Source organism: Enorma phocaeensis, assembly GCF_900186505.1.
Classification (GTDB): domain Bacteria; phylum Actinomycetota; class Coriobacteriia; order Coriobacteriales; family Coriobacteriaceae; genus Enorma; species Enorma phocaeensis.
The window spans coordinates 192752-218252 of sequence record NZ_LT891969.1 but is presented as its reverse complement, the minus strand read 5'-3'; the positions used below and the strand labels follow the sequence as shown (position 1 = coordinate 218252).

23 protein-coding genes are annotated in these 25501 nt (G+C 63.6%); 8 read left to right on the top strand and 15 right to left on the bottom strand.

What is annotated here, in order from left to right:
• Window positions 1-35: 35 nt before the first annotated feature.
• Window positions 36-1880: an arginine--tRNA ligase gene (gene argS, locus C1717_RS03960; protein ID WP_102371939.1), complete on the bottom strand. Its 1845-nt coding sequence runs from the start codon at window positions 1878-1880 to the stop codon at window positions 36-38.
• A gap of 169 nt (window positions 1881-2049) precedes the next feature.
• Between argS and C1717_RS03955 the strand changes: the two genes are divergently transcribed.
• Entirely contained in the window at window positions 2050-2553 is a 504-nt protein-coding gene (locus C1717_RS03955; protein WP_102371938.1) for a CarD family transcriptional regulator, read from the top strand.
• Between the two features lie 72 nt (window positions 2554-2625).
• Here the strand turns inward: C1717_RS03955 and C1717_RS03950 are convergent, their stop codons facing one another.
• Complete coding sequence (locus C1717_RS03950) at window positions 2626-3603, bottom strand: helix-turn-helix domain-containing protein (protein ID WP_146003657.1); 978 nt, start codon at window positions 3601-3603, stop codon at window positions 2626-2628.
• Window positions 3604-3682: 79 nt separating this feature from the next.
• Here C1717_RS03950 and C1717_RS03945 point away from each other — a divergent pair, with 79 nt between their 5' ends.
• The 3 genes from C1717_RS03945 (at window position 3683) to C1717_RS03935 (ending at window position 8924) form a co-directional block, all read left to right on the top strand.
• Complete coding sequence (locus C1717_RS03945; RefSeq protein ID WP_102371936.1) at window positions 3683-5572, top strand: ABC transporter ATP-binding protein; 1890 nt, start codon at window positions 3683-3685, stop codon at window positions 5570-5572.
• Window positions 5573-7348, top strand: coding sequence for an ABC transporter ATP-binding protein (locus C1717_RS03940; protein ID WP_102371935.1), 1776 nt, complete (start codon window positions 5573-5575; stop codon window positions 7346-7348).
• Window positions 7349-7691: 343 nt separating this feature from the next.
• Window positions 7692-8924, top strand: a complete 1233-nt coding sequence (locus C1717_RS03935) for an ATP-binding protein (protein WP_219722273.1) — start codon at window positions 7692-7694, stop codon at window positions 8922-8924.
• A gap of 96 nt (window positions 8925-9020) precedes the next feature.
• On the opposite strand, the gene C1717_RS03930 is transcribed toward C1717_RS03935, so the two are convergent.
• Entirely contained in the window at window positions 9021-9470 is a 450-nt protein-coding gene (locus tag C1717_RS03930) for a GNAT family N-acetyltransferase (RefSeq protein WP_102371934.1), read from the bottom strand.
• A 42-nt stretch (window positions 9471-9512) separates the two neighbouring features.
• Window positions 9513-10301 carry a 2,3-diphosphoglycerate-dependent phosphoglycerate mutase gene (gene gpmA, locus C1717_RS03925; RefSeq protein WP_219722272.1) on the bottom strand — a complete coding sequence of 263 codons (789 nt, stop codon included), beginning with the start codon at window positions 10299-10301 and terminating at the stop codon, window positions 9513-9515.
• Window positions 10302-10426: 125 nt separating this feature from the next.
• Here gpmA and C1717_RS03920 point away from each other — a divergent pair, with 125 nt between their 5' ends.
• Window positions 10427-10798, top strand: coding sequence for a heavy-metal-associated domain-containing protein (locus tag C1717_RS03920; protein WP_180965832.1), 372 nt, complete (start codon window positions 10427-10429; stop codon window positions 10796-10798).
• Between the two features lie 82 nt (window positions 10799-10880).
• Window positions 10881-11495, top strand: a complete 615-nt coding sequence (locus tag C1717_RS03915; RefSeq protein ID WP_102371931.1) for an HD family phosphohydrolase — start codon at window positions 10881-10883, stop codon at window positions 11493-11495.
• On the opposite strand, the gene C1717_RS03910 is transcribed toward C1717_RS03915, so the two are convergent.
• The 11 genes from C1717_RS03910 to rnd form a co-directional block, all read right to left on the bottom strand.
• Window positions 11484-12434 (bottom strand): carbohydrate kinase family protein, encoded by a 951-nt coding sequence (locus C1717_RS03910; protein ID WP_102371930.1) that lies wholly within the window; start codon window positions 12432-12434, stop codon window positions 11484-11486. The genes C1717_RS03915 and C1717_RS03910 overlap by 12 nt on opposite strands.
• A gap of 104 nt (window positions 12435-12538) precedes the next feature.
• Window positions 12539-13825, bottom strand: coding sequence for a glutamate-5-semialdehyde dehydrogenase (locus C1717_RS03905; protein WP_102371929.1), 1287 nt, complete (start codon window positions 13823-13825; stop codon window positions 12539-12541).
• 121 nt (window positions 13826-13946) lie between these two features.
• Entirely contained in the window at window positions 13947-15071 is a 1125-nt protein-coding gene (gene proB, locus C1717_RS03900; protein ID WP_180965831.1) for a glutamate 5-kinase, read from the bottom strand.
• Window positions 15072-15103: 32 nt separating this feature from the next.
• The gene (locus tag C1717_RS03895) at window positions 15104-16618 is read right to left on the bottom strand and encodes a nicotinate phosphoribosyltransferase (protein ID WP_102372299.1); all 1515 of its coding nucleotides are present in this window, start codon (window positions 16616-16618) and stop codon (window positions 15104-15106) included.
• A gap of 78 nt (window positions 16619-16696) precedes the next feature.
• Window positions 16697-17134: a hypothetical protein gene (locus C1717_RS03890; RefSeq protein WP_102371928.1), complete on the bottom strand. Its 438-nt coding sequence runs from the start codon at window positions 17132-17134 to the stop codon at window positions 16697-16699.
• Window positions 17135-17378: 244 nt separating this feature from the next.
• On the bottom strand, window positions 17379-18323 hold the full coding sequence (locus C1717_RS03885) for a radical SAM protein (RefSeq protein ID WP_102371927.1): 945 nt from the start codon (window positions 18321-18323) through the stop codon (window positions 17379-17381).
• 108 nt (window positions 18324-18431) lie between these two features.
• Window positions 18432-19598, bottom strand: a complete 1167-nt coding sequence (locus tag C1717_RS03880; RefSeq protein ID WP_102371926.1) for an acetate/propionate family kinase — start codon at window positions 19596-19598, stop codon at window positions 18432-18434.
• 84 nt (window positions 19599-19682) lie between these two features.
• Window positions 19683-20018, bottom strand: a complete 336-nt coding sequence (locus tag C1717_RS03875; protein WP_102371925.1) for a histidine triad nucleotide-binding protein — start codon at window positions 20016-20018, stop codon at window positions 19683-19685.
• Window positions 20019-20150: 132 nt separating this feature from the next.
• The gene (gene xseB, locus C1717_RS03870; RefSeq protein ID WP_102371924.1) at window positions 20151-20417 is read right to left on the bottom strand and encodes an exodeoxyribonuclease VII small subunit; all 267 of its coding nucleotides are present in this window, start codon (window positions 20415-20417) and stop codon (window positions 20151-20153) included.
• A 129-nt stretch (window positions 20418-20546) separates the two neighbouring features.
• Window positions 20547-22013, bottom strand: a complete 1467-nt coding sequence (gene xseA, locus C1717_RS03865; RefSeq protein ID WP_102371923.1) for an exodeoxyribonuclease VII large subunit — start codon at window positions 22011-22013, stop codon at window positions 20547-20549.
• 82 nt (window positions 22014-22095) lie between these two features.
• Window positions 22096-23229 (bottom strand): ribonuclease D, encoded by a 1134-nt coding sequence (rnd, locus tag C1717_RS03860; RefSeq protein ID WP_102371922.1) that lies wholly within the window; start codon window positions 23227-23229, stop codon window positions 22096-22098.
• Between the two features lie 99 nt (window positions 23230-23328).
• Here rnd and C1717_RS03855 point away from each other — a divergent pair, with 99 nt between their 5' ends.
• Together C1717_RS03855 and C1717_RS03850 are read left to right on the top strand one after the other, a co-directional pair.
• Window positions 23329-24249: a diacylglycerol/lipid kinase family protein gene (locus C1717_RS03855; RefSeq protein ID WP_102371921.1), complete on the top strand. Its 921-nt coding sequence runs from the start codon at window positions 23329-23331 to the stop codon at window positions 24247-24249.
• Window positions 24250-24871: 622 nt separating this feature from the next.
• Window positions 24872-25441 (top strand): hypothetical protein, encoded by a 570-nt coding sequence (locus C1717_RS03850; RefSeq protein WP_102371920.1) that lies wholly within the window; start codon window positions 24872-24874, stop codon window positions 25439-25441.
• Window positions 25442-25501 lie beyond the last annotated feature (60 nt).

The following is a 25501-nucleotide window of genomic DNA, read 5'->3' as shown; positions in this document are numbered from 1 at the left end:
CAGCTCAGTAGAGCTTTGAAGCGCGCAAGCGCAGCCTACATCTGCGTCGGCGCAGACACGCCGATGAGCGACAGGCACAGCGCGATAACCGAGCGCACCGCGTCGCAAGCGCCGAGGCGCGCGCGGACGAGCGCCGGATCGACCGGACGGCCCTCGCTCGGCAGCACCTGGCACGCAGCATAGAAGCTGTGGAACGCGGCAGCGAGGTCCTCCACATAATGCGTGATGCGGAAGGGAGCGCGGTCGCGAGCGGCACCGGCAATAAGGTCCTGCAGCTCATTGAGCTTGCGCGAGAGCGCGAGCTCGGTGGGATCGGTGAGCAGCGAGTAGTCCACATCGCCGTAGATGGCCTTGATAGCGACGTTCTCCATGCCCATGAGGTCGGCCTGCTCGGGCGTGACGCCGGCGGCCTTGCGCAGGATGGAGCAGATGCGAGCGTGCGCGTACTGCACGTAGTACACGGGGTTCGACTGGCTCTTCTCCTTGACGGCGTCGATATCAAAGTCGATCGTCTGGTTCGAGGAGCGCGAGACGAGCGTGTAGCGCGTGGCGTCGGCACCGACCTCGTCGATCAGCTCGCGGAAGGTGATCATCGTGCCCTTGCGCTTGGACATACGGACGGGCTTGCCAGAACGCAGCAGGTTGACGAACTGACCCAGCGGCACCTCGAACTGACCAGGGTAGCCGAGAGCGTCGCAGACCGCCTTCACGCGAGCGATATAGCCGTGGTGGTCGGCGCCCCAGATGTCCAGAACGAGGTCCACGCGCTGGAACTTGTTCCAGTGATAGGCGATGTCGGACGAGAAATAGGTGTAGTCGCCGTTGGACTTCTGGATGACGCGATCCTTGTCGTCACCGAACTCGGTCGACTTGAACCACAGCGCGCCGTCATCGGTGCGGTAGAGATAGCCCATCTCGTCGAGCTTGGCGTAGGCGCGCTCGACCGGCGAGGTCCCCGTCCAGTCCTTCTGGTACATGGTGCGCTCGCTCATCCAGACGTCGAAGTCGCAGCGGACGTCGTGGCAGGTGTCCTTCATATCCTTGAGCATCTTCTGGTAGCCGCGCTCGCGGAAGGAGAGCATGCGCTCCTGGGGATCGGCGTCGACCCACTTGTCGCCATCGCTCTTCCAGAAGGCAGCGGCCTCATCGATGATGTAAGTGCCGCCGTAGGAGTCCTTGCCCAGGTCCGCGGTGAACTCGTCCATGTAGGGGTGGCTGTCGGGACGCTCGTCGGCTTCATCCTGAACGAAGTTGTCGCGATCCTGAGCCAGGAAGTCCCGGGCAGCGTCGATGTCCAAGCCCTGCTTCTCCATGATGTCGGCGAGCTGCATGTAGCGCTTGGAGATGGAGTTGCCGAACGTGTTCATCTGGTTACCGTAGTCGTTGATCCAGAACTCGCGCTCGATGTCGTAGCCGGCATGCTCCATGACGCGGCACATCGAGTCGCCGAGCGCCGCCCAACGGCCATGGCCAACGTGCATGGGGCCTACGGGGTTGGCAGAGACGAACTCGATCTGGGTCTTGGTGCCCTTGCCCACGTTCGAGCGGGCAAAATCCATCCCCTGCTCGCGAGCCTCGGCGAAGACGGCGTTCTTGGCGGCGGTGGACAGGTAGAAGTTGATGAAGCCGGGGCCGGCGATCTCGACGTGGTCGATGACGTCGCTTGCGGGCAGATGCTTCGTGATGGCCTCGGCGATGGCGCGCGGCGCCTGGTGTGCAAGCTTGGCCGACTTGAGGGCCATGGTAGAGGTCCACTCGCCGTGAGTCGTGTCAGCCGGTCGCTCGATGCCACAATCTTCAAGCTCAAACGCGGGCAGATCACCAGCCTGCTGGGCCTCGGCGAGAGCGGTGCGAACCAGCTCCTCGATCTTCTCGGGCATGGGTTTCCTCCTTCAGGTTCCACAGATCCACATCCCCTAGATGCGGGCATACGTTGACCACTTTAGCACGTCGCAGCAAAGATGTGCAGGTTTTGCAGGGATTTTTCGGAAAAGCCCACGTAATGGTGGTATTCTGGATACGTTGACTAGCTTATGAGACGGAGGAAGCATGTTTAGTATCGGAGAGCACGTTATCCACCCAGGGCAAGGCGTCTGCACCGTGATCGGCTTTGACGAAGACGCGCCGCAGCCCATGATCATCCTGGAATGCAAGCAGGGTCACGCCAAGACGCGCATGATGTACCCAATCGCGCAATCCGATCGGCTTCACCCGGCCATCTCTCGCGAAGATGCCGAGCGCCTCATCGAGCACTACGGCGACCTCGAGTGCGACCCGTTCACCGAGCGCAACAGCTCGCTTGAGGAGACCCATTTCAAGCAGCTCATCAAAGAGGGCGCGCCCGAGACGGTGCGCGTTGCCAAGACCATGCACCATCGCATCCGGCTCGCTGAGCGCCAGTCGCGCAAACCGAGCAGCTACTACCTGCGCGTGCTCAAGGAGGCGCGCCGGCGCTCGCTCGAGGAACTCGCCGTTGCCATCGGCTGCTCCGAAGCCGATATCGAGCAGCGTCTCCTTGCTGCAGAATCCGCCATCGATGCAAGCCTGAACTAAACGATGGTGATGGGTCGGGATGCTACTCGATCGCACCCTTGAGACGCACTGACCGACCTCACCTCATCACCGCTAATCCCTCCAAGCACTGGGAGGGATTCCATATGCGCGCTCAAAGGCAACGGTGAAGCTCGATGCGCGCGGATAGCCGACGCAATGAGCCACTTCCGACACGTTGAGTCCGCTTCGTTCGAGCAGCTGGCACGCGCGCTCCAGCTTCGACCTGCGAACATAGGCCCCCAGGCTCTCCCCCGTCTCCTGGCGAAAGGCCGCGCATAGGCGCGTCCTGCTCGTGAGCAGCTCGCGAGACAGCTCGTCAAGCGAAAGCGCCCGGTCCAGATGCAGGGCGACGAAGCGCTTCGCTGCCCGCACGAGACGCGCCTGCTCGCGCGTGCCCGCCGCGCGCTCGGCGCGGCTCCGCTCCTCGAACCATGCGATTGCCGTCCGCGCCGCCCTTTCGGCACCGCGCAAGGCGGACGAACCGTCAAGGAGCTTGCCGCCGAACAGCGGTGTCATGGCGCAGAGGCACCGGTCGAGCACGCAGGCGAGCTCTTCGCCGCAGGCGCTCCCAGGCTCCTCGATAAGCTCCCAGGCCGAGCGGCGCTCGCATGCGTCGAGACGCGAGAACCATTCGGGCAGAAACGTGACGGAGATGGCATCATGCACTTCCCCCGCATGGAGCACGCAGCGCTGCGGCTCATCGCCATGCCCGAAGACCGCCACGTTGCCAGCGCGCCGCGCACGGATCGGCTGCGCCACCGGGCAAAGCGAAAGGCTGTCGGCCGAGAGCGTGCACACGCAGAGGCCCGGCACGCTGCGCTCGTGAAACGCCATGTCGCGCTTGACCTCGATGCGGTGAGAGGTCACGACGCAAAGCCCTTCCAAACGATAGACGGCCACGCGCGCCCGCGCCCTCTCGTCCGAAACCGCGCCGATCAGCGCATCGCCCGTCTCCTCGAGCATGATGCCGAACTGCTCCACCTGGGGAGCATAGAGTTCGGCAAGCCGATCCGCCACCGTGGCACCTCCCTGCTTTCGAATTCGTGCCAAGCTCGCCCCCGTGCTTCGCGAGGCATTGCCTCCATGATAAGTTAGCGTTTGCTAACAGTTCAAGAGAACGGAGGCATCCATGGAAGAGCGAACCGCTGAGGACGCGCAGACCGGCAATGCGACGGGATCCGTTGGAAGGCTGCTCGCATTCGCCGGCCCGCGCCGCGCCCTCACCTATCTGGGCTGTGCGCTCGCAGCCGTATCGATGATCGTGAGCTTCGGCCCGTATGTGTGCATCTGGTTCGCGGCACGCGACCTCATCGCCGTAGCGCCCGACTGGAAGGAAGCAACGAGCATCGCCGTCTACGGCTGGTGGGCGCTCGGCTTTGCGATAGCGTCCATCGCGCTCTACTTCGCGGGTCTTATGTGCACGCACCTCGCCGCGTTCCGCTGCGCCTCGAACATGCGAAAGCGCGCGACTGAGCACCTCATGCACACGAGCCTAGGATACTTCGATAACCATGCCTCGGGTGCGCTTCGGCGCGTGGTGGACGGCTGCGCCCTCGAGACCGAGGGGCTGCTCGCCCACAAGCTACCGGACACGGCGGGTTCCATCGCCATGATCATAGGCATGCTCACCCTCTTCTTCATCTTCGACTGGCGGCTGGGCGTGGCCTGCCTCGTACCGGTTGCCGTAAGCCTTGCCTGCATGTTCTACATGATGGGCGGGCGCGGCATGGACTTCATGACACGCTACATGGAGTCGCTCGTGAAGATGAACAAGACGGGGACCGAGTACGTGCGCGGCATCCCCGTCGTGAAGGTGTTTCAGCAAACGGTCCATTCCTTCCGCGCGTTCCATGACGCCATCGAGGAGTTCACGGTGCTCGCGCAGGACTATGCCGTGAAGTGGTGCCAAACCCCGCAGTCGCTCTCGCTCACCGTCATCAGCGCGGCAGCGGTCTTTCTCGTACCGGTGGCCGTGCTCGCCGTTCCGGGCGAGCACGACATAGCGCGCTTCGCCGCGAACTTCGCCTTCTACGCCATCTTCTCGGCCGTGATCCCCACGGCAATGACGCGCGTGATGTTCATGTCGGAAGCGTTCCAGTCTGCCGCAGATGCGGTGAATCGCGTGGAAGGGGTGCTCGCCGCGCCCGTGATCGAGCCGCCGGACAATCCCCGCGCGCCGAAAGACAATTCCATTCGCTTCGACGATGCGAGCTTCACGTACGAGGGGGCCGATGAGCCCGCGCTCGACCACGTGTCCTTCGATGTGCCGGCCGGTGCGACCGTGGCGCTCGTGGGGCCCTCGGGCGGCGGCAAGACCACCGCGGCGAGCCTCGTCCCGCGCTTCTGGGATGTGAGCGCGGGCAGCGTCACCGTGGGCGGCGTCGACGTGCGCGACGTGGACCCCGCCGACCTCATGGAGCGCGTGGCCTTCGTGTTCCAGGCAAACAGGCTCTTCTCGCAGAGCATCCTGGAAAACGTGCGCGCGGCGCGACCCGACGCCACGCGCGATGAGGTGCTCGCCGCGCTCGAGGCCGCGCAGTGCGGCGACATCTTGGAGAAGCTCCCGCAGGGCGTCGATACCGTCTATGGGACCGATGGAGCCCATCTCTCGGGCGGAGAGGTGCAGCGGCTCATGCTCGCCCGCGCGATCTTGAAGGACGCGCCCATCGTGGTGCTCGACGAGGCGACCGCCTTCGCCGACCCCGAGAACGAGGTGAAGATCCAAGCTGCCTTCAAACGGCTCGCGCGCAGCCGAGACGGCGCGCCGCGGACCGTCCTCATGGTTGCCCACCGGCTGTCCACCGTGAGGAACGCCGACAAGATCGTGGTGCTCGACCAGGGGCGCGTAGCAGAGCAGGGCACCCACGAGGAGCTCCTTGCCGCAAAGGGGCTCTACGCCCGCATGTGGGCCGACTACGAACGATCCGTGAGTTGGAGAATTACGAGCACGGGGAGCGCGACCGAGCGCGATGAAGCCGAAGCCCAGCGCGCCGCCCTCGCCGAAGGGAGCGTGGCATAGATGTCCATCAAGGAGAAATACGCCCTCACCGACGAAGGCGTGAGAAACGTCAAGCTCGGAGCGATATGGACCACCGTCACCAACCTGGTGGTCTTCGCAAGCGTGGGATTCGTCTACGTCATCGCGAGCGCGCTCATGGCGCGTCTCACGGGGGAGCCCGTAACGCTGGGAGCGTTTGGCGAGCTCGGATTCGACCCGCTCTCCGTGCCCGTTGCCGGATGGGCGGCCCTGATCGCCGCGTATCTCGCCATCCTCTTCGTATGCGAGCGCTTCGCATACTACTACCAGTACGGCGTCATCTACAAAGAGAGCGGCAGGCAGCGCATCGCGCTCGCCGAACGCCTGCGGAAGCTGCCCCTGGGCTTCTTCGGCCGCAGGGACCTCGCGGACCTCACCGAGACCCTCATGGGCGATGTCAAGACCACCGAGCATGCCTACAGCCATGTGCTCCCCGAGCTCTACGGCGCCTATGCCACCATGGGCATCGCCTTCGTGTACCTCGCCGCCTTTGACTGGCGGCTTGCCGTGGCCTCCATGTGGTCGGGCCCCGTGGCGCTGCTGATGCTCTTCGGCGTGCGCTCCAAGCTCCAACCGCTCATGCGCAGGACGCGCATGGCAGGGCTCAAAACCTCCGAGTACATCCAGGAGGCGCTCGAGTGCGTGCGCGAGGTGCGCGCCACCAACCAGGAGGATCGCTACCTCCAGCACATCTACGAAAGCGTGGATACGGCAGAGCGCACCGCCATCCGCGGCGAGGTCGCAACCGGCATATGCGTGAACGGGGCACAGGTCGTGCTGCGCCTCGGCTTCGCGACGACGCTGCTCGCCGGCGCCGCCTTCATAGCCGACGGCACGTGCGACTTCCCCACCCTCTTCTGCTTCCTGCTGGTGGTGAGCCGCATCTACGCCCCATTCGACCAGGCGCTCATGCTCATCGCCGAGCTGTTCTCGGCGCGAACCGCCGCGGCGCGCATGAAGAGCTTCTTCGAAGAACCCTTGGCCGGCGGCGGCGCCGCATATGCCCCCGCCGGCCACGACGTGGTCTTCGAGCACGTGGGCTTCGCATACGAGCAGGGCGGCGAGAAGGTGCTGGAAGACGTTTCCTTCACCGCGCGCGAGGGCGAGGTCACAGCGCTCGTAGGACCGAGTGGCAGCGGTAAATCCACCTGCGCGCGCCTAGCCGCCAGGCTTTGGGATGCGAGCTCCGGCCGCGTAACCGTGGGCGGCGTGGACGTGAGCACGGTGGACCCCGAAGTGCTGCTCGCCGACTTCTCCGTGGTATTCCAGGATGTGACGCTCTTCGATGACACGGTCATGGAAAACATCCGCCTGGGCAGGCGCGGTGCCACGGATGAGGAAGTTCTCGCAGCGGCACGGGCTGCCAACTGCGACGAGTTCGTCTCGCGCATGCCGCAGGGATACGGGACCCTGATCGGCGAGAACGGCGCGCGCCTTTCCGGCGGCGAGCGCCAGCGCATCTCCATCGCGCGTGCGCTGCTCAAGGGTGCACCGGTGGTGCTTCTCGACGAGGCCACGGCAAGCCTGGACGTGGAGAACGAGACCGAGGTGCAAGGGGCCCTGTCGCGGCTGCTCGCCGGCAAGACGGTCATCGTGATCGCGCACCGCATGCGCACCGTCATGTCCGCCGACAAGATCGTGGTGCTCGAAGGTGGACGCGTGGCCGAGCAGGGCGCACCCGCAGAGCTCATGGCGGCGGGCGGCCTCTTCGCCCGCATGGTCAAGCTTCAGCGCGAAAGCACCGACTGGACGCTGTAGCAAGCTATATGTGGCGATGGAGCCGCGCCCATTCAGCTGCGCGCTCGCATCGCCGAATGGCCGGGACGGTGGAGTACGCCGCCCCGGCCATCGGGTCGCTGCTAGGCTGAGGCTCGCGGCCTCGCGACGCCGACGCAGCCCGAGCACTTGCTGATAGGCCTCGTGTTCTGAAAGGCACACCTTGCGGAATCCGGCAGTCGAAAGCTGGCAGTGATAGCCGGTTGGAAGGCAGGCAACGGAGCTTGGTTCATTCATCTGGTATAATTCAAAATGTCGAGTTGACTCGACATTTTTGCTCTGATAGCGTAAATTGTCGGGATGACTCGACAATTTAGGAGTCCTTATGCTGCGACGCTACATTTCCCGTCCACGATATGAACGTATGCTTGATGCCCACCGTGGCACCAACGATATCAAGGTCATTACCGGAGTCCGACGTTGCGGGAAGTCCTCACTCATGCGAAACCTTGTAGAGAGAATGACGCGGGAACTGGGCGAGGGGAACGTCTTCTACCGGCGAATGGACACGTTTGGCGTGCCGTTGAATCCCACGGCGGAATGGCTGCAGGGGGAGCTTCTCGCCGCACTTGAACGAGCCGATTCGGCACGCCCCGTGGCAGTACTTCTTGATGAGATTCAAGACATTCCCGATTGGGAAAAGCTCGTGCGCAGGCTGCATGCGCTCGAAAGGGTCGACGTGTATCTCACGGGCTCAAACGCACACGTGCTCTCGTCGGACTTGGCGACGCTCTTGGGCGGCCGATACGTTGAGCTGCATGTGATGCCCCTCTCGTTCACCGAGTTCGAGGCGTTCTGGAATGAAGCCGGTATGCCCGCAACAGGCGTGGAGGATCTCTTCGCCGAATATGTTCGCTACGGTGGCATGCCCGCGCAGTTCGATCTTCCCGAACGCGATGAAGAGCGCATGGGTTCCCTGCTCGACGGCATCCACGATACCATCGTCCTCAACGACGTCACCATGCACGCGGGGATTGGCGATATGGACTTGCTCGCCAAGCTCGTTCGCTTCGTGTTCTCGACATCAGGCAGCCTGTTCTCAACAAGAAGCGTAGTGAACGCGCTGGCAAGCGCAGGTAGAAGGACGACTGCCGATACCGTCGACAACTACTTACGCGCGCTCGAGGCTTCCTACGTGCTGAGCGGGTGTGCGCAAGCGGGGTTGGCTGGCAAACAGGTGCTGCGCCCCTTGAGAAAGTTCTATCCCGTAGATACGGGCCTGCGCAACCTCATGACGCGATTCTCACCCAAGAACTACGGGGCTCAACTGGAGTGCGTCGCGTACAACGAGCTGGTGCGGCGCGGATACGACGTCGCAGTCGGCGCGCTGCGGGCAGGTGAGGTTGACTTTGTGGCAAGCTGCCGCGTCGGCAAGCTGTACGTTCAGGTGAGCGAGACGATTACAGATGAGCGGACCTTCGAGCGGGAGCTTCGGCCGCTTGAGGCGCTACCGGATTCGTTCCCAAAGCTGGTGCTCACGCTCGACCATTACCGCACCGGTACAACCGAGACGGGCGTGCAAGTCGTTAATCTCATCGACTGGCTACGTGAAGACTAGCGCTCGCGCTATCTTGGGGCTGGAACGCATCCAGCGGGAGAGCCCCGCCTCCCACTCGGCGAGATGGCATTCCGCCGCAGCTCCGGGCCCATCTCTTTACAGGCAACGTCGCAGGTAAACCATATCTTTGAGTAGAACGCCTGCCTCCACGATAGGGTGGTCGTAGTTGTCGATGAAGAAATTCTCGATGCGGTGGTGGCGCACGAAGCCGCATGCCTCGTAAAAGGGTACCGTGAGCGGGCTGTCCCCGGTACCCACCTGCAGCTCGTCGTAGCTGCCCTTCGCGTTCCGCGCGATGAACTCGATGAGCTCGCGGCCGAGTCCGCGGCGCTGATGGGCTGGGTACACGGCAAGGTTCTTGATCTCGAGCACGCGCCCTCCCTCATCGGTCACCACGCAGACCCCGACCGTCTTTCCCTCGATATCAAGGGCATACATGGTCCCGCGTGCCAGATAGCGGTCGATCATATCCTCCTGCTCGTCGGCGAGCAGGAGCAGCTGAAGGTAGTCGCGCTTGGAGCGCTCAGAGACGCGTCGAATGTTCATGGCACCATTGTACCAACGCGTCTTGAGCGCTGCCGCCTTGCGTTAGCCCCGCGCCCTTCCCTGGTTTGCCACCGCCTCCATCTTGGCCGCAACCGTAGCGGGGTCACCAAGATAGCGCTTCTCGATCACGCGCATCCCAGCGTCAATCTTGTAGACAAGCGGCACGCCGGTGGGAATATTGACCTCAAGAATCTCTTCGGGCGTAAGGCCCTCGAGCTTCATGACGAGCGCTCGCAGACTGTTCCCGTGCGCCGCCACGAGCACGCGCTCACCCGCGCGCATCCTCGGCATGATCTCGCGCTCGAAATACGGCCACGCGCGCTTGACGGTAGTGGCAAGGCACTCAGAAAGCGGAAGGCAACCGGCCGGAACATCACGGTACATCTCCTGGCCGCGCGGATCGCGCTCGTCGCCAGGCTTAAGCGCGGGCGGCTCGACATCGAAGCTGCGCCGCCATATCCTCACCTGTTCATCGCCGTATTTTGCCGCCGTCTCCGCCTTATCGAGCCCCTGCAGCGCGCCATAATGGCGTTCATTGAGCTCCCATGCCTTAACGACGGGAAGCCATGACCTATCGAGCTCGGTGAGCACGATATCGAGCGTGTGGATGGCGCGCTTGAGACGGCTCGTGTAGCAGATATCGAAATCGAAGCCCTCCCGCGCGAGCGCACGGCCTCCCTCGGCAGCCTCCGCCCGGCCGGTTTCAGAAAGCTCCACGTCCGTCCATCCGGTAAAGAGATTCAAACGGTTCCATTCGCTTTCACCGTGACGGATGAGCACGAGCTGCATGGCTTCCTGCGATGTACGAATGGTTCCTGCCGATGTTTGCATGGTTCCTCCAAAAGATAGCTACGTCTAACTATCCTGAGTGTACCCCTTATCCCAATAATGTTAGACTTGGATTACTTTATATCATGGCAGCTCTCGGGAGCACATGAAGAACCATGGAGGCATGCATGGTCGATTACCTTATCGTTGGAGCTGCGCTGGCGCTCGCGATCTTCATTCTCGTCCGGCGGGTGGTACATATCGGACGCGGCGGAGGCTGCGGCTGCGAGGGCGGAGTCCAGACCACCCGACGGAGGCGCCGCCGTGCGCGCCGCATCGATGCGGAACGCTATCCATATGTGCTTGAGCTGCAAGTAGGCGGTATGCACTGCGAGAATTGCGCCCGTCGTATCGAAGGCGCTCTCCAACCGCTCGATGTCATCGCGGAAGCGAAGCTACCCGGCACGGTCATCGTGCGCAGCAAGCACCCGATCGACAAGGAAGCGTGCTCAAAGGTAGTGCGTGACGCAGGATACGAGGTAATCAACGCTACAGCATAGCCAGCCGCCCGCGCCAACCGGCAATCCCCCTTCATACGTTGTCCTATAATGGGCTCACTCGACACACGACGAAGGGGGACTCATGGCAGAAAAGCTTTCCGCCGGCATGACGCGCGACGAGGCGTTCGCGCTCCTGACCGATCACAACAAGGACGCCTTCCATATCGAGCACGGCGAGACCGTCGAGCAGACCATGCGCTACTTCGCGCACGAGTATGACCCCGAGAACGAGGAGTTCTGGGGCATCGTAGGACTCCTCCACGACCTCGACTGGGAGGAGCACGACGACGAGCCCGAGAAGCACACGCTCTACGCCACCCCGCTCATCGAGGCGGCCGGCGGCACTCCCGAGCTCGTCCGTGCCATCCAGAGCCACACCTCGGACTTCAATCCCGAGCTGCCCAAGCCCGAGCTTCAGATGGAGAAGATCCTGTTCGCCACGGAAGAGCTGACCGGGCTGATCGGCGCGGCCATCGTGATGCGGCCCAGCAAGAGCGTCATGGACTTCAACGTGAAGTCGCTCAAGAAGAAGTTCAAGGACAAGCGCTTCGCCGCCGGCGTGAACCGCGACGTCATCCGCTCCGGCGCCGAGATGCTCGGCTGGGAGCTGGATGAGCTCTTCGCACGCACCATCGAGGCCATGCAGAGCTTCGCTCCCGACCGCGATACGTTTGGCAAGGACGGATCAGCCGAGTAACGCCTCCACATCGCCGCGCGCAGGCATCGACGGGATGCCCCCGCGTCCGCGCACGCATAGCGCTGCCACCGCGTTGCCGAAGCGCGCGAACGCCACCGCATCATCGAGCGATACCTCATCGAGTGCACGGCCGCTCTCGATGAACGCAGCGAGGAAGCCGCCCCAGAACGAGTCACCGGCACCGGTGGTATCAACGACCTCGGACGGGAAGCCTGCGACTGCGCGGCCACCCTCGGCGCAGCGCACGTAGGCTCCCGCCGAACCAAGCGTGACCGCCACGACTTTGGGACCTGAAGCAAGGATTCGCTCCGCCGCCTCCTCGGGATCTGCGGTGCCGGTCAGGAGCTCGCACTCCTCGTCAGAAAGCTTCATGAGGTCCATCTGGGGCACGACCGAGCGCATCTGCTCTATTGCCGCATCGACGGAAGTCCAGAGATTCGCCCGGTAGTTGGGGTCGTACGAGAGGATGCATCCCGCCGCGCGGGCACAGGAGAGCGCCTCGTGCGTGGCGGAGCGGGCGGGCTCGTCGGTAAGCGAGAGCGAACCCACGTGCAGGACGCGCGAGGACTCGATCACGTTCCAAGCAAGGTCCTCGGGTGCGATCCGGGTATCCGCGCCCGGCTTGCGCGCGAACGAGAACGCCCGCTCGCCATCCGAGCCGAGCGCGACGAAGGCGAGGGTCGTGAATACCTCCGGATCGCTGATCAGCCCCGAGCAATCGACGCCTTCGTGCTCAAGCGTGGCGCGCAGGAACGCACCGTGCATGTCGTCGCCGACCTTCCCCAAAAACGCCGTCGAATGGCCCAAGCGCTCAAGCGCCACGAGCACGTTCGCCGGAGCGCCTCCCGGGTTGCGCTCGAATAGCGCCTGCCCTGCTTCCGAGACGCCCGCCTCGGTGAAGTCGATGAGCAATTCTCCCAAAGCCGTCACATCGTACATGGACACTCCTTCCCCTCAGGCCGCGACCACGCGACCGATTACCCCTACGAGCTAGAGTGTGCCGGCGCACCCAGCGACCAGCGCATCCGCGAGAGAACCCTCAGTTACGGCCTTACCTGGCCGGTTCCACGGACTACATACTTGTAGGTGGTCAGCGCCTCGGCGGCGAAGGGGCCGCGCGCGTGGAGCTTCTGCGTGGAGATACCGATCTCGGCACCCAGACCGAACTCGCCGCCGTCGGTGAAGCGCGTGCTGGCATTCGCGTATACAGCAGCCGCATCGACCTCGGCAAGGAAGCGCTCGCATGCATCAGGATCCTCGGCAACGATGGCTTCCGAGTGGTGCGTGCCGTAGCGGTTGATATGCGCGATAGCTTCATCCAGCCCGCTCACCACCTTGATGCTCATCTCGAGTGCAAGGTATTCGCGGCCCCAGTCCTCCTCGGTGGCGGAAGCGAAATCGGAACCCTCCGCAAAGCCGAGCCCTTGAGCGGTCGAGCAGGTCAGCTCGTCACCATGCACGAAAACACCGTGCTCCTTCAAGATGGGAAGCATCTCGACCAGGAACCCCTCGGCAACCTCCGCATCGACGAGCAGCGACTCCGCCGCGTTGCACACGCCCACGCGCTGCGTCTTGGCATTGACCACGATGCGCTCGGCCTTGCCAAAATCGGCTGAAGCATGCACGTAGATATGGCAGTTACCGGTACCGGTCTCGATGACGGGAACCTGGGCCTCGCGAACGCAGCGCTGGATGAGGCCGGCGCCGCCGCGCGGAATGAGCACGTCCACCACGCCGCGCAGGCTCATGAGGGAGCCCGTGGCAGCGCGATCGGTCGTCTCGATGATGGAGACGGCCTCGCGCGGGAATCCGCACGCCTCGACGGCATCGGCCATGGCATGCGCGATGGCCACGCAGGACCGCTGCGCGATGGATCCACCGCGCAGGATGCAGGCGTTACCCGTGCGAATGCAGATGCCCGCGGCGTCGGAGGTAACGTTGGGACGCGCCTCATACACCATGGCGACAAGCCCCAGCGGAACGCTCACGCGCGTGAGGTCGAGCCCCTCGCTGATGGTACGATGCTCGAGCACGCGGCCCACCGGATCGGGAAGCTCGGCAAGGGCCTCAAGCCCCGCCGCCATTCCCTCGATGCGCTCGGGCGTGAGCAGCAGGCGGTCGAGCAGGCCAGCGCTCGTGCCCGCGGAGCGCGCCGCGTCCATGTCCTCAGCGTTTGCCGCAAGAATTGAAGGTGCGGCGTCGCGCAGGGCCTGCGCCATGGCGCGCACGGCAGCGATGCGCTCAACATTCGACGCGCGGCCGAGCGGGATGCTCGCTGCCTTGGCGGCGCGGGCGAGCTCCTCGACGTAGGCGCTGATGTTCTCGATCATGGGTCTCCAATCTCGTTATGCGCGTTCCCTATCATGTACCCCGGGCAACGCGCTCCGAAACGCCCCTTGAGCGATGCGCTGCGGGAATGCGGAGCCAGCGGCGCGAACCCGGTAGGCGCCCCTAGGCGAACACGATCAGGTTGTCGCGGTGGATGGCGGGTTTGCCAGCAAGCGCTGCGAGCAGGTGGTTGCCGGCAATCTCATCCTGGCGGCGTCCGGCGGCGAGAGCGAGCTCGTCCGAACCCGCCTCGGAGATGCCACGAGCGAGCACGAACCCGCTCGCATCGCAGACGTCGAGCACCGCACCCGCCTCGAAGGAGCCCTCAACCGCCGTAACTCCCACCGGCAGCAGCGAGGAACCTCGCTCGACGAGCGCCCGAGCAGCCCCGTCGTCAACGGTCACACGGCCATGCGCCGCGTCCCCAAGGGCGATCCAGAGCTTGCGCGGAGCGATCTCGCATCGCTCGCGCGGCGGCTCGAAACGCGTGCCGACTTCCTCGCCCGCAGCAAGGCGGGCAAGCACTCCGGCGTCCTCCCCGCTGCAGATGACACTCGGGATGCCTGCGGTCATGAGGATGCGGCTCGCGCGAATCTTGGTGATCATGCCGCCCGTTCCCACCGAGGTCGACGAATCGCCCGCAGAGGCGATGATCTGCGCATCGATATGGTCGACGCGCGGGATGAAGCGCGCCGTGGGATCGAGCGCGGGGTTTGCCGTATAAAGCCCATCGATATCCGAGAGCGTGACGCACAGATCCGCCGAGACCAAGCATGCGACGAGAGCGGCGAGCGTATCGTTGTCGCCAAAGCGAATCTCATCGACGGTGACCGTATCGTTTTCATTCACCACGGGCACCACGCCGAGCTCCACGAGGCGCGTGAGCGTATCCCGTGCGTGCAAGTACGAGGTGCGCCGAGCGGTATCGTGCCTCGTGAGCAGGACGAGCGAGGTCAGCAGTCCCTCGCCTTGGAATGCCTCGTCATAGGCGGCGGAGAGCACGCATTGTCCCACCGATGCGCAAGCCTGCAGGCTCGGCATATCCTTGGGACGGCTCGTGAAACCGAGAACGGGAGCGCCGCACGCGATGGCACCCGAGCTCACCACAACGAGGTTCCACCCGAGCTCGCGCAGGCGGGCCGCCTGCCTCGCAAGGCTGCCTATGAAAGCATCGTTCGCCCCGCGCCCGGTCTCCACCACTGTGGATGAGCCGATTTTCACGACCATCGTTCTCATGCGCTTGGTCATCTACTTCCTCTCCGGTTGCGTCCTGGTGCGCCTTAGCGCTTAGGGGTCTTCCAAGGCAGCGTGGACGTGGCCGCCATGCGCTCGCGAACGAGCTCGTCGCGCACCCGCGCGAGGCCGCGCTCCATTCCCACCACGTAAGACTGCGGATAGAGGAAACGCTTGTAGGCGGGATCGAGCGCATCAAGCGCCGAGCTGCAGCGCTCGCGCGCCTGCTCGAGCGGCTCACGGCAGGCAACTGCCGCACCATCTCTCACGACCGGGACGAGCACATCGCGATAAGCCATGCCGGCAACGCTTGTCACCAGCGCCGCATCGTTCACCGCCACGAGCACGGTCCCGCAGTCGGCGCCCTCCCCCTCAAGGTAGGCTTCGTCCAAAATCATGTCGCATACGGGGCTGCCCGCATCATCGACGTAGCGGCGCACCTGCTGGATGCCGGGGATGGTGCGCTTGTAGGGCTGCTCGGAAAGCTTCATGACGGGCGTCCAGCTCTCGGCGCCGCGCGCACGATGGGCGCAGAGCTTGTAAACGCATCCAAGGGCAGGCTGGTCATAGCAGGTGGCAAGTTTGGTGCCCACGCCGAACGAGTCGATCGGAGCGCCCTGGTCGAGCAGGGACTGGATGGTGTACTCGTCGAGGTCGTTCGAGACGGAGATCTTGACGTAGTCGAGTCCCTCCTCGTCGAAGCGACCGCGCACGTAAGTCGAGAGCTTGGCCAAGTCGCCCGAGTCGATGCGAATAGCAGCGAGGCGCTCACCCGCCTGCTCCATCTCGCGCGCGACGATGATGGCGTTCTCGACGCCCTCGCGCACATCGTAGGTATCGATGAGCAACGTGCAGTTCTTAGGGGAGGTCCGGGCGAAAGCGCGGAACGCCTCCAGCTCCGAGTCAAAGCTCATGACCCAACTGTGCGCATGCGTACCAAAGACCGGGATGCCGTAGCGGCGACCCGCGAGCACGTTGGAGGTCGACGCGCAGCCCGCCACGTAGCTCGCACGCGCCACGGCCATGCCGCCGTCGGGACCCTGGGCGCGACGCAGGCCGAACTCGGCGACGGGACGGCCCTTCGCCGCTTGAACCACGCGCGCGGTCTTGGTGGCGACGAGCGTCTGAAAGCCGATCGTGTTAAGCAGCGCCGTCTCCAGGAGCTGGCAGGCAAGGGAGGGGCCCTTGACGCGGACCATGGGCTCGCGCGGGAAAACAAGCTCGCCCTCCGGCACGGCGTCGATATCGACCCGGGCGCGGAAGTCACGCAGATAGTCGAGGAAGCCAGCCTTGAACAGCTTGCCGCCGGCCGGCGCCTCGAGCGACGCGAGGTACTCAAGGTCTTCCTCTGTGAAGCGCAGGTTCTCGACAAGCTCGGGCAGGTCGGCGGTGCCGCACATCACAGCGTAAGCGCTCCCAAAGGGATGGTCGCGGTAGAACGCGGTGAAGCAGTCCTCTTCATCGAGCTTGCCGCTCTCCCAAAGACCTTGGGCCATCGTGAGCTCGTAGAGGTCGGTGAGCAGCGCGACGTCGGTGGGATAGGTGGTATCGGTAAGAGCCATGGGGTACATCCCCTTTCCTGGGGCGGATGGCATCCGTCCACAACGTGCGAGACCCGGCAGCGCCCGGTGAGCGCCCGGCTATCTCGTTGCCATATAGATCGCAAAACATATAGCCGCGATGAGCGCGATCACGATGATGATCTTCTGCGCAGGCGGCATGGCGGGTACACCGTCCCCGTCTTCGGCTTCGGAGAGCACCATGCGCTGTCCGAACGTGCGCTGGGCGGGATCTTTTGCAACCACGGGCTCATCGTCAAGAGCAGAGATGGTTTTGGGCGCCTGCCGCGATACCCGAGGCTGCGCAGACGGCTCAGGGTGAGAAGGCGTCGCAGACTGATGAGCAGCCGGCTGCAAATCTGAAGCGGCGTCCCGTCGAGCATCCGGAACTGTAGCAGCCGCGCTTTCCGCTCTGAGCGCCTCGAGCTCCGCACGTTCGCGGCGAGCCTTCTCTGCCCTCAGGGCTTCGAGCTCAGCGCGCTCCTCTTCTGTGAGCGGGCTCGTTTCTAAATCTGCCATGGGTTGGAACCTCCCCTTCATGCGCCAGGGGCGCGGTAAATCTGCGCAACAGTATACCCATACCCATTGCCGCATGCCCTGCGTAAGGGAGAAGTTCAACAGGTCTTGCACGGCAGATCGAGCGACTGCGATACTTCGCTGGCCAGCAGCTTCGGGACACCAAATGAGGACCAAGCTGCTAGGGACGCGCAGCCGGAAGCAACAAGCGGATTTTCGAGGAGGGCAGCGTGCAGCGCCGCGGTCCCTAGCCGTCAGCGCGCCTGAGGACGCCCGTCGTATCAAACGCCGGCGTAAAGCTCTCGTCGACCGCACCGCCCTCTTGCCAGAACATCTGCGTGAATCCAAGGTCATCGGCATGGTCGAGCACGCGCTCGTACTCCTCATGGCTCACAGCGCGCGAGAGAACGCCGCCCGCGGAACGCATGGCAGCGTTCGGAGTGTACTGGTTCATCACGGAAATGGGCACATCGCCCACGGCGTCCCATATCATGTCAAGTACCCGGCAAGAATCGTCTGAATGTCCCGGGAGGACGAGGTGGCGCACGATTATGCCCCGACGCATGATACCCGCCTCGTCATACCGCACGCCGCCTCGGCGCCGCACCTCCCCTACCATCGCCTTGAGCGCAGCACGTGCGACATCGGGATAATCGGGCACATGGGAGAGTTCGCGGCCGAGGCCTGCGTCGGCGTACTTGAAATCGGTGAGCCACACGTCCACCAGGTCACCGAGCTCGCTCACCGCCTCCGTGAGCTCATAGCCACTCGTATTGTAGACAATGGGTATCGCGAGGCCGCGGGCGCGCGCATCTGCGATGGCGCGCGGCAGCAGGTGCGCGAAGTGCGTCGCGGTGACGAGGTTTATGTTGAGCGCCCCTTGGTCCTGAAGCTCGAGCATGATCTCCGCCAAGCGTTCAGGTGGAACATCGATGCCGAAGTTACCCGTCGAGATCTCATGGTTCTGGCAGTAGATGCAGGCAAGCGGACAGCCGCTGAAGAAGACCGTACCCGATCCGGCCTCACCAGAGATGGGCGGTTCCTCCCAGAAATGAAGCGCGGCGCGAGCGAGGCGCAGCTGGTTGGTCGCGCCGCATACGCCACGCGCGCCCTGCACACGATGGGCACCGCACGCGCGCGGGCAGAGGGCGCACGATTCGAGCGCCCCATCGGAAAGCAAGCGATTGAGCATCGATTCCCCTCTAGGTAGGTCGTCTGAGCGCAAAGCGGGGCCCTGCGACGAGGTGCGCCGCAGGGCCCCGCATGTGCTATCGGCAGGAGCGTGGACGTGCTGATAGCGTTAGCCCAACAGCTCCTCGACATCGAGGGCGATCATGAGCTCCTCGTTCGTGGGAACCACGAGGACGGTAATCGCGGAATCCGGCGTGGAGATGACGCGCGGATCGTCCGAGCGCACCTTGTTGAGCTCAGGGTCGATCTTAACACCGAGCCAGGCGAGCTTCTCGGCAACGCCGGCACGCAGCGTCACGGAGTTCTCGCCGATACCGGCGGTGTAGGCCATGGTATCCACGCCCTCCATGGACGCGGCCATCTCGGCGATGAGCTGCGAGGTGCGGTAGCAGAACATCTCCATCGCCATCTTGCAGTTGGCATCGCCGTTGTTCATGCCCTCTTCGATGTCGCGAGAGTCGCTCGACAGGGCGGAGACGGCAAGCATTCCGGACTTCTTGTTCATCATGGTATCGATCTCATCGATGCTCATGCCGGCCTCACGGTTGAGGTAGAACACCGTCGCCGGATCGACGGTACCGCAGCGCGTGCCCATGATCAGGCCGTCAAGCGGGGTCAAGCCCATGGTGGTGTCCATGCACTTGCCGTCCTCGATGGCGCACAGGCTCGCGCCGGAACCGAGGTGGCAGCTCACGAGCTTATGGGTCTTGCCGCCCATGAACTCGTTCACCGTGCGCCAGATGTAGCGGTGGCTCGTGCCATGGGCGCCGTACTTGCGCACATGGTACTTGTCGACGATGTCGCGCGGGATGGCATAGCGCCAGGCGCGCTCGGGCATGTTGTAATGGAACGCCGTATCCGGCACGATGACGTTGCCCAGCTCGGGGAACATCTCGCGGCAGATCTCGATGACGTCGGCCTCAGCGTAGTTGTGCAGAGGAGCCAGCGGGGCGACCTCGCGCACCCAACCGAGCGTCTCGTCGGTCACGACAGCGGACTCGGGGAAATACCAACCGCCCTGCACCACGCGGTGGCCGATACCCTCGGGCTTCTCCTCGACAGCCTCGAGGATGTCGAAGATATGCTTGATGGCGGTACGGTGATCGGGCAGCTCGACCTCGAGCTTGTCCTTCTTTCCGTACTCCTCGTGCCCGATGAACGAGCCCTCGATACCGATGCGCTCGGCGTTACCCTTGGCGAAAACCTCGCGGGTCTTGGTGTCGAGCAGCTGGTACTTGAGTGACGAGCTTCCCGCGTTGATGACCAGAACGTTCATGGAACTCCCTTTGCTTGGGCGGCTACGCCGCGAACCATTTAGCCAACAGTAGTATGATACCGCGAAACGATTTCGCAAGGTGTTCTATACCAGTCCTTCTCCGAGGCTCTTGCCGCCCAGCACATGCATATGGAAGTGCATGACGGTCTGCCCGGCATCTGCCCCTTTGTTGGTAATCACGCGGAAACCGCTCTCGAGACCCTTTGCCTTTGCGACCTCTTCCACGGCGTGGACCATAGCAGCGAGCGTCTCCGCCGGCACGCCATCGGTAATGTCGGCGTGATGCGCCTTGGGGATAACGAGCGTGTGGACGGGCGCCTGCGGCGAAAGGTCGTCGAAGGCGATGACGAGATCGTCCTCGTACACGATGGTCGATGGGATCTCGTGGTTCGCAATCTTGCAGAAGATGCAGTCAGACATGGCCTGCCCCTTTCGCTGAAACCCTCCCGGGTTCTCACAAGACGATGTATATCCAGCTTATCAGAGCTGGTGAGCGCACGGGCCGCTTGGATTCATGAAGCGAGCCGAGTGCGCCGGACCTCATGTATGGCCTTATATCTTGAGATCGTCGCTTGTGTCTGCGGCAGCAGCGGGCTCGAGCACATCACCGCCGTCGGCATCCTTGAGCAGGACGCTCACCTTCTGCTCCGCGTCGGCGAGGCGCGCACGCAGGCTCTTGAGCAGCTCGACGCCGCGCGTGTAGCTCTCGAGAGACTCCTCCAGCTCCATCTCGCCCGACTCGAGCGCCCGTATCGTGAGCTCGAGCTCCTGCGAGGCTTCCTTGTACGTAAGTTCCTCAACGGGTTTACGCTCTGTCATATCCAACACCTTTCCACTCTCGGCATCACGCCGTCTAACCTACCGAAGATATCGAGAAGCACCTGCGGCCGTTGCCGGAGCGCCCTCATTGCCATGGCGGGGAAACGCCTCCCTGCACAGCGCGTCACCTCATGCGCCGGCCACCGGCTCGACGCTGGCCACCGTACCAAGAATGTCGCCATCTGCCAGACGCACGCGAAGCTCGTCCCCGGGAGCCGCGTCGGCGACGCTCGTCGCAACACCATGGGGGCCATAGGCGATGGCGTAGCCGCGCGCCAAGACCTTGAGAGGAGAGAGCGCATCGAGCGCTGCCGCCTGCGCTGCAAGCCCCGTGGCACGCGATGCCGTAATGGCAGCACCGCCATGCGTAAGGCGCTCGTGCGCCATATCGAGCATGTGGCGGCGAGCATCGAACGAAGACGTGCTCGCAGCAAAGCGCTCCGCCGTCTGAGCGAGCTCCATACGGCGCCCCTCGATGATGGCGCGCGGGCTTGTCAGGCACGGACGGCGCGCTGCCGCCTCAAGCTCGACGGCGGCGCGGTCGAGGCGCGTCGACATCGCGGACCTTATACGCTGTGCCCAACCATCGATCCTCGCGCTCGCGGACCGCACGGTATGCGAGGTCGCCGCAGCAAGACGCTGTTCGCGAGATGCAAGCAAATCCTCCAAATCGCCGATAGCGGGCGCAACGGATTCGGCCGCCGCAGTGGGCGTCGAACAGCGTCGGTCGCCCACCATGTCGCAGATCGAATTATCGGGCTCATGACCGATACCCGTCACCACGGGCACGGGGCAAGCGGCGACAGCGCGCGCGAGGCGCTCGTCGTTGAACGTCATAAGGTCCTCGAAGGAGCCGCCGCCGCGCACGAGCAGAATGCAATCGGGCGCAGGCTCGATAGCCGCCGCACGGGCAAGCGCCTCGATGAGCTCCTCCGGAGCGCCTTCCCCCTGAACCTTCGAGCCCACGCAGATAAGCTCCACGAGCGGGTTACGGCGCCTGAGCGTGCGCTTCACGTCGTCGATTACCGCACCGGAAAGCGAGGTGACCACAGCGACGCGCGTGCAGAACGCCGGAATGGGTCGCTTGCGCGCGGCGTCCATGAGGCCCTCGCGACGAAGCTTCTCGGCAAGCGCTGCCACCTGCTGGCGGAGCATGCCCTCGCCTGCAAGCGCGAACGACTTGGCGACGAAACTCATGCGGCCCGTCGCCTTGTAGAGATTGAAGTTGCCCGTGAGCTGAAGCTGCATGCCATCGCGAAGATCGAAGGTGCGCTTGCTGTACACGCCGCGCCAAATGATGCAGTCGACGGCGCTCGCATCGTCTTTGATCTGGAAGTAGCAGTGACCGCTGCGCGCGTTGGGCCCCCTGAAACCGGTCACCTCACCGATGACCGTGAGCGTGGGCAGCGCATCGAGCGCGCCGGCCGCGAGCGCGACCGCCTGCGAGACGGAGAGCGCGCCATCCGCCCCTTCGCCGCCATCCCCCGCCGACGCACCGGCGCGCTCCCAGGGTAGCTCGCCCTGCGCCTCGCGCTGAGCGCGCGATCGCGCACCGCTAAAGGACCGCGGCGCTCCTGTCAGATTCCATGTGCTCATATGCCCGTCTTTCCTCGTAGTCTCATCCATGACGAGTCTAGCAAACCGGGCGGACACGCCACTCCAACACGACAGCAGCTCGCTAAAGGATCTCCACGCGCCCGTCTTTCACCGTAAGACCCATGTTACCCGAGAGCAAATCGTCCAGACGGCTACCCAACAGCTCGAAGCGCCAGCCTTCGCGCAGGCGGCTGCGTTCCGGATGCTCTATGTAGTCCGCCAAATCATCACGAGAAGCGATCATTGCCGTCGCCACACCAGACGACTCCGCCACCAGGCGGACGAGCGCGTACATGAGATCGGTCACGCTTTCCATGTCGCTCGACGGCGCCTTACGAGCGTGGTTTGCCGGCGGGAGCTTATCCGCCGGGCAGCGCGCACCGCGCTCAATGGCAACAAGTGCTGCGGCCACGTCGTTTTCAGAAAGCTGCTCGGTACCGCGGATGCTCCTGAAGTCGTTCACGTCGCGCGGGGCGCGCTTGGTGAGAGCGAGCAGGACTTCGTCGGACATGACCCATTTTCTGGGGATGTTATGGCGCTCCGCCCTATTCTCGCGCCATGCCGCGAGCTCGCGTGCGATGGCGAGCTGCCGACGCGTGCAGGAGGTCACGCGCTTCACGCGCTTGTATACCTCGCGCTTGTCCACCTCGTAATGCGAACGATCGCCGAGCGGTTTGATCTCGTCGATAACCCAGGAGAGCCTGCCGAGCTCCACCAAGCGCTCACGCATCACGGGGTAGGCGCGGATGAGGTAGCGCACGTCGTCAACGGCGTATTCGATCTGCTGAGGGGTGAGCGGGCGGCGAGACCAATCGGTGAGCGACTCGCTTTTTGGGAGGTTCACCCCGCAGAAGGTCTGAACCAGCCCGTTGTAGGACACCTGCAGGCGCTCGCCAAGGAACGTCGCCGCGACCTGCGTATCGAAGATGGGCGCAGGCAGGATGCCGAGCGCTTGGAGAAGCACCTCCATATCCTGCGAGCAGGCGTGGAAGACCTTCACCGTCTCAGGATCCTGGAAGAGCTCCGCGAGCGGCGCCAGGTTCTTCACCGCGAGCGGGTCGATAACCACGGACTCGTCGGGCGTGGCGACCTGCACGAGGCATAACCGGGGGTGGTAGGTGCGTTCGCGCAGGAACTCGGTATCAACAGCGACCGCGTCGAAAGCGCTGGCCCGCGTACAGAATTCCGCCAGTTGGTCATCTGTGGAAATATACATGCTCCCCCGTTGTTTCGATGAATCCCGGGGCAACCGGGGTAGGATAGCAAAACGTCTCTGTAACTATACTCGCCTTCGGCTAGAACGGAAACCTAGGACATGCGCTGCCTCATCATCCACAACCTCGCCTCAGGTCCGCATTCCGATGAGATCTTCACCTTCATGCATGCGCTTGCTTCAAGCGGCGACGAGGTCGTTATGCGCTGCATCGGGTCGGGCATGGAGCCGGAAGACGCAGTCACCGATGTCAAGAGCTTCGACCGCGTGGTGGTAAGCGGCGGCGACGGTACAGTGGCGAGCGTGCTCGACCGCCTGCGCGGCTGCGATGTGCCCATCCTGGTCTTCCCTTCCGGCACGGCGAACCTCTACTTCTCGAACATCGGCAATGCGCCCGACGCCGCGGCGCTCGCGCTCACCTGCCGGAAAGGCCGTACCGCGACCGTCGATATGGGCGAGCTGTACTGGGTCGATGAAGCGGGCGCCACGCGTCGACACGGTTTCATCAACATCGCTGGTTCGGGTTTTGACGCCACCATCATGCAGAAGGCTGCGCCCCAAAAGAACGAGATCGGCGAGATCGCCTACGTGCTCTCGGCGCTTGCCACGCCCGAGCCGCAGGTTTCGCACTTCACAATCGAGCACGACGGCCAGGTGGATGAACTCGACGGCATCAGCTGCATGGTGGGCAACACCGCGCAGATCCAAAACGAGATCAACCTCTTCCCCGATTGCCGCATGGACGACGGCCTCATCGACATCGCGGTGATCGAGCCTACGACCCTTGTGGGCCTGCTTCCCACCGTCGCCGCCGCGATCATCGACCCTGCGGGTAAGGGGCTCGGCCGCCCGCAAATCAAGACATTCCAAGCAAAGCAGGCGAAGATCACCTGCACGCCCTCACTTGGCATGCAGTTCGACGGCGAGGTTATTCCCAACAATACCGGCATCTTCGGCGCACGCGCTCTGCCTCGCTGCTTGAAGCTCATCGTCGACGACTTCTCGAACCTGAAGGCGGACTGAACTCGGAATGGCCACAGATCGGCCATTTAAATCGAGCTCAATACTAAACCTTGAGAGAAAGCTCTCATTGCTACGGCTACATCCGGCCGCAAATCCGGACGGCTCCGGGCGCTGCAGCGACGACAGCGCATGCGCCAAAGCAAAGCGTCTAGCAACAAGAAGGCGGCAAGCTGCCGAAACATGACGCAGGCATCCTTCGGAAGCGCAGGCAGCTAGCAGCATGAAACATGGAGCTCGAAACAGAACGGCAATCTTCGCAAGAAGTCGTGCGCGGAGCACTTCGCTATGCTATAGTGCCCTCAAGAACAACGGCGCTTGGAAAAGAATCCGATTGCCTCGATTGACCGAAAGGAGCCACCAGCATGATGAACGTCCTGAACATTTCACTCAACAACTGGTGGTGGCGTGATGCGAATACGGTTGGTCGACGGTAGCCGTTCACGCCTGCCTCAAGGTTTGTGCATGATAGGGCCTCCGGTTTGACCGGGGGCCTTTTTCTATAGCTCAGGCCCCACCCGACGCGCATCACGCGCCCCCGCTCTAGTATCCCCGCAACGTCACACAGTCTCTCGAAGCAAATGCAATTTCGCCGATTCCGGCACCCGTGAGAAAGGTCTCCATCATGTCCGAGAACACCAACACCCAGGCTCGCACCGTTTCCACCGTCGATCGCGGCACGCTCGACATCCGCGGGCTCGTCCTGCTCGCCATCCTGCTCGCCGCAGGCTTCATCCTGAACTTCACCGTCGGACGCGCCATCTCCGGCATCACCGGCGGTGCCATCTCGCCCGAGTTCATCATCTCCGCCTTCTGCCTTACCATCCTTGCCATTCGTCCCAATATTGGCCAAGCGCTCATCATCGGCCTCATCAGCGCCGCGGTAATCCAGATCACCACCACCTCCCCGTTCATCGACTTCGCAGCCGAAGGCATCGCCGCGATGCTCATGGCCGTCATCGTGCAGGTCGGCATGCGCGGCAGCGCCAAGAAGGTCGTCCCCTTGATCGGCACGTTCGTGACCACCGCGGTCTCGGGCATCATCTTCATGCTGATCAAGATCGCCATGGTGGGTGGCGCCGAGCAGCTCGTCGTTGCCATGCTCCCCGTCGTGCTCGCGACCGCGGTATTCAACGCCGTGCTGGTGAGCGCGCTTTACCTTCCCATCAAGAAGGCCCTCAAGCTCGCCGACTAGTGGCGAAGCGCGCATAAGACCGCTACCATGGGTGCCGCGCAACCGCGCGGCACCTTGCTG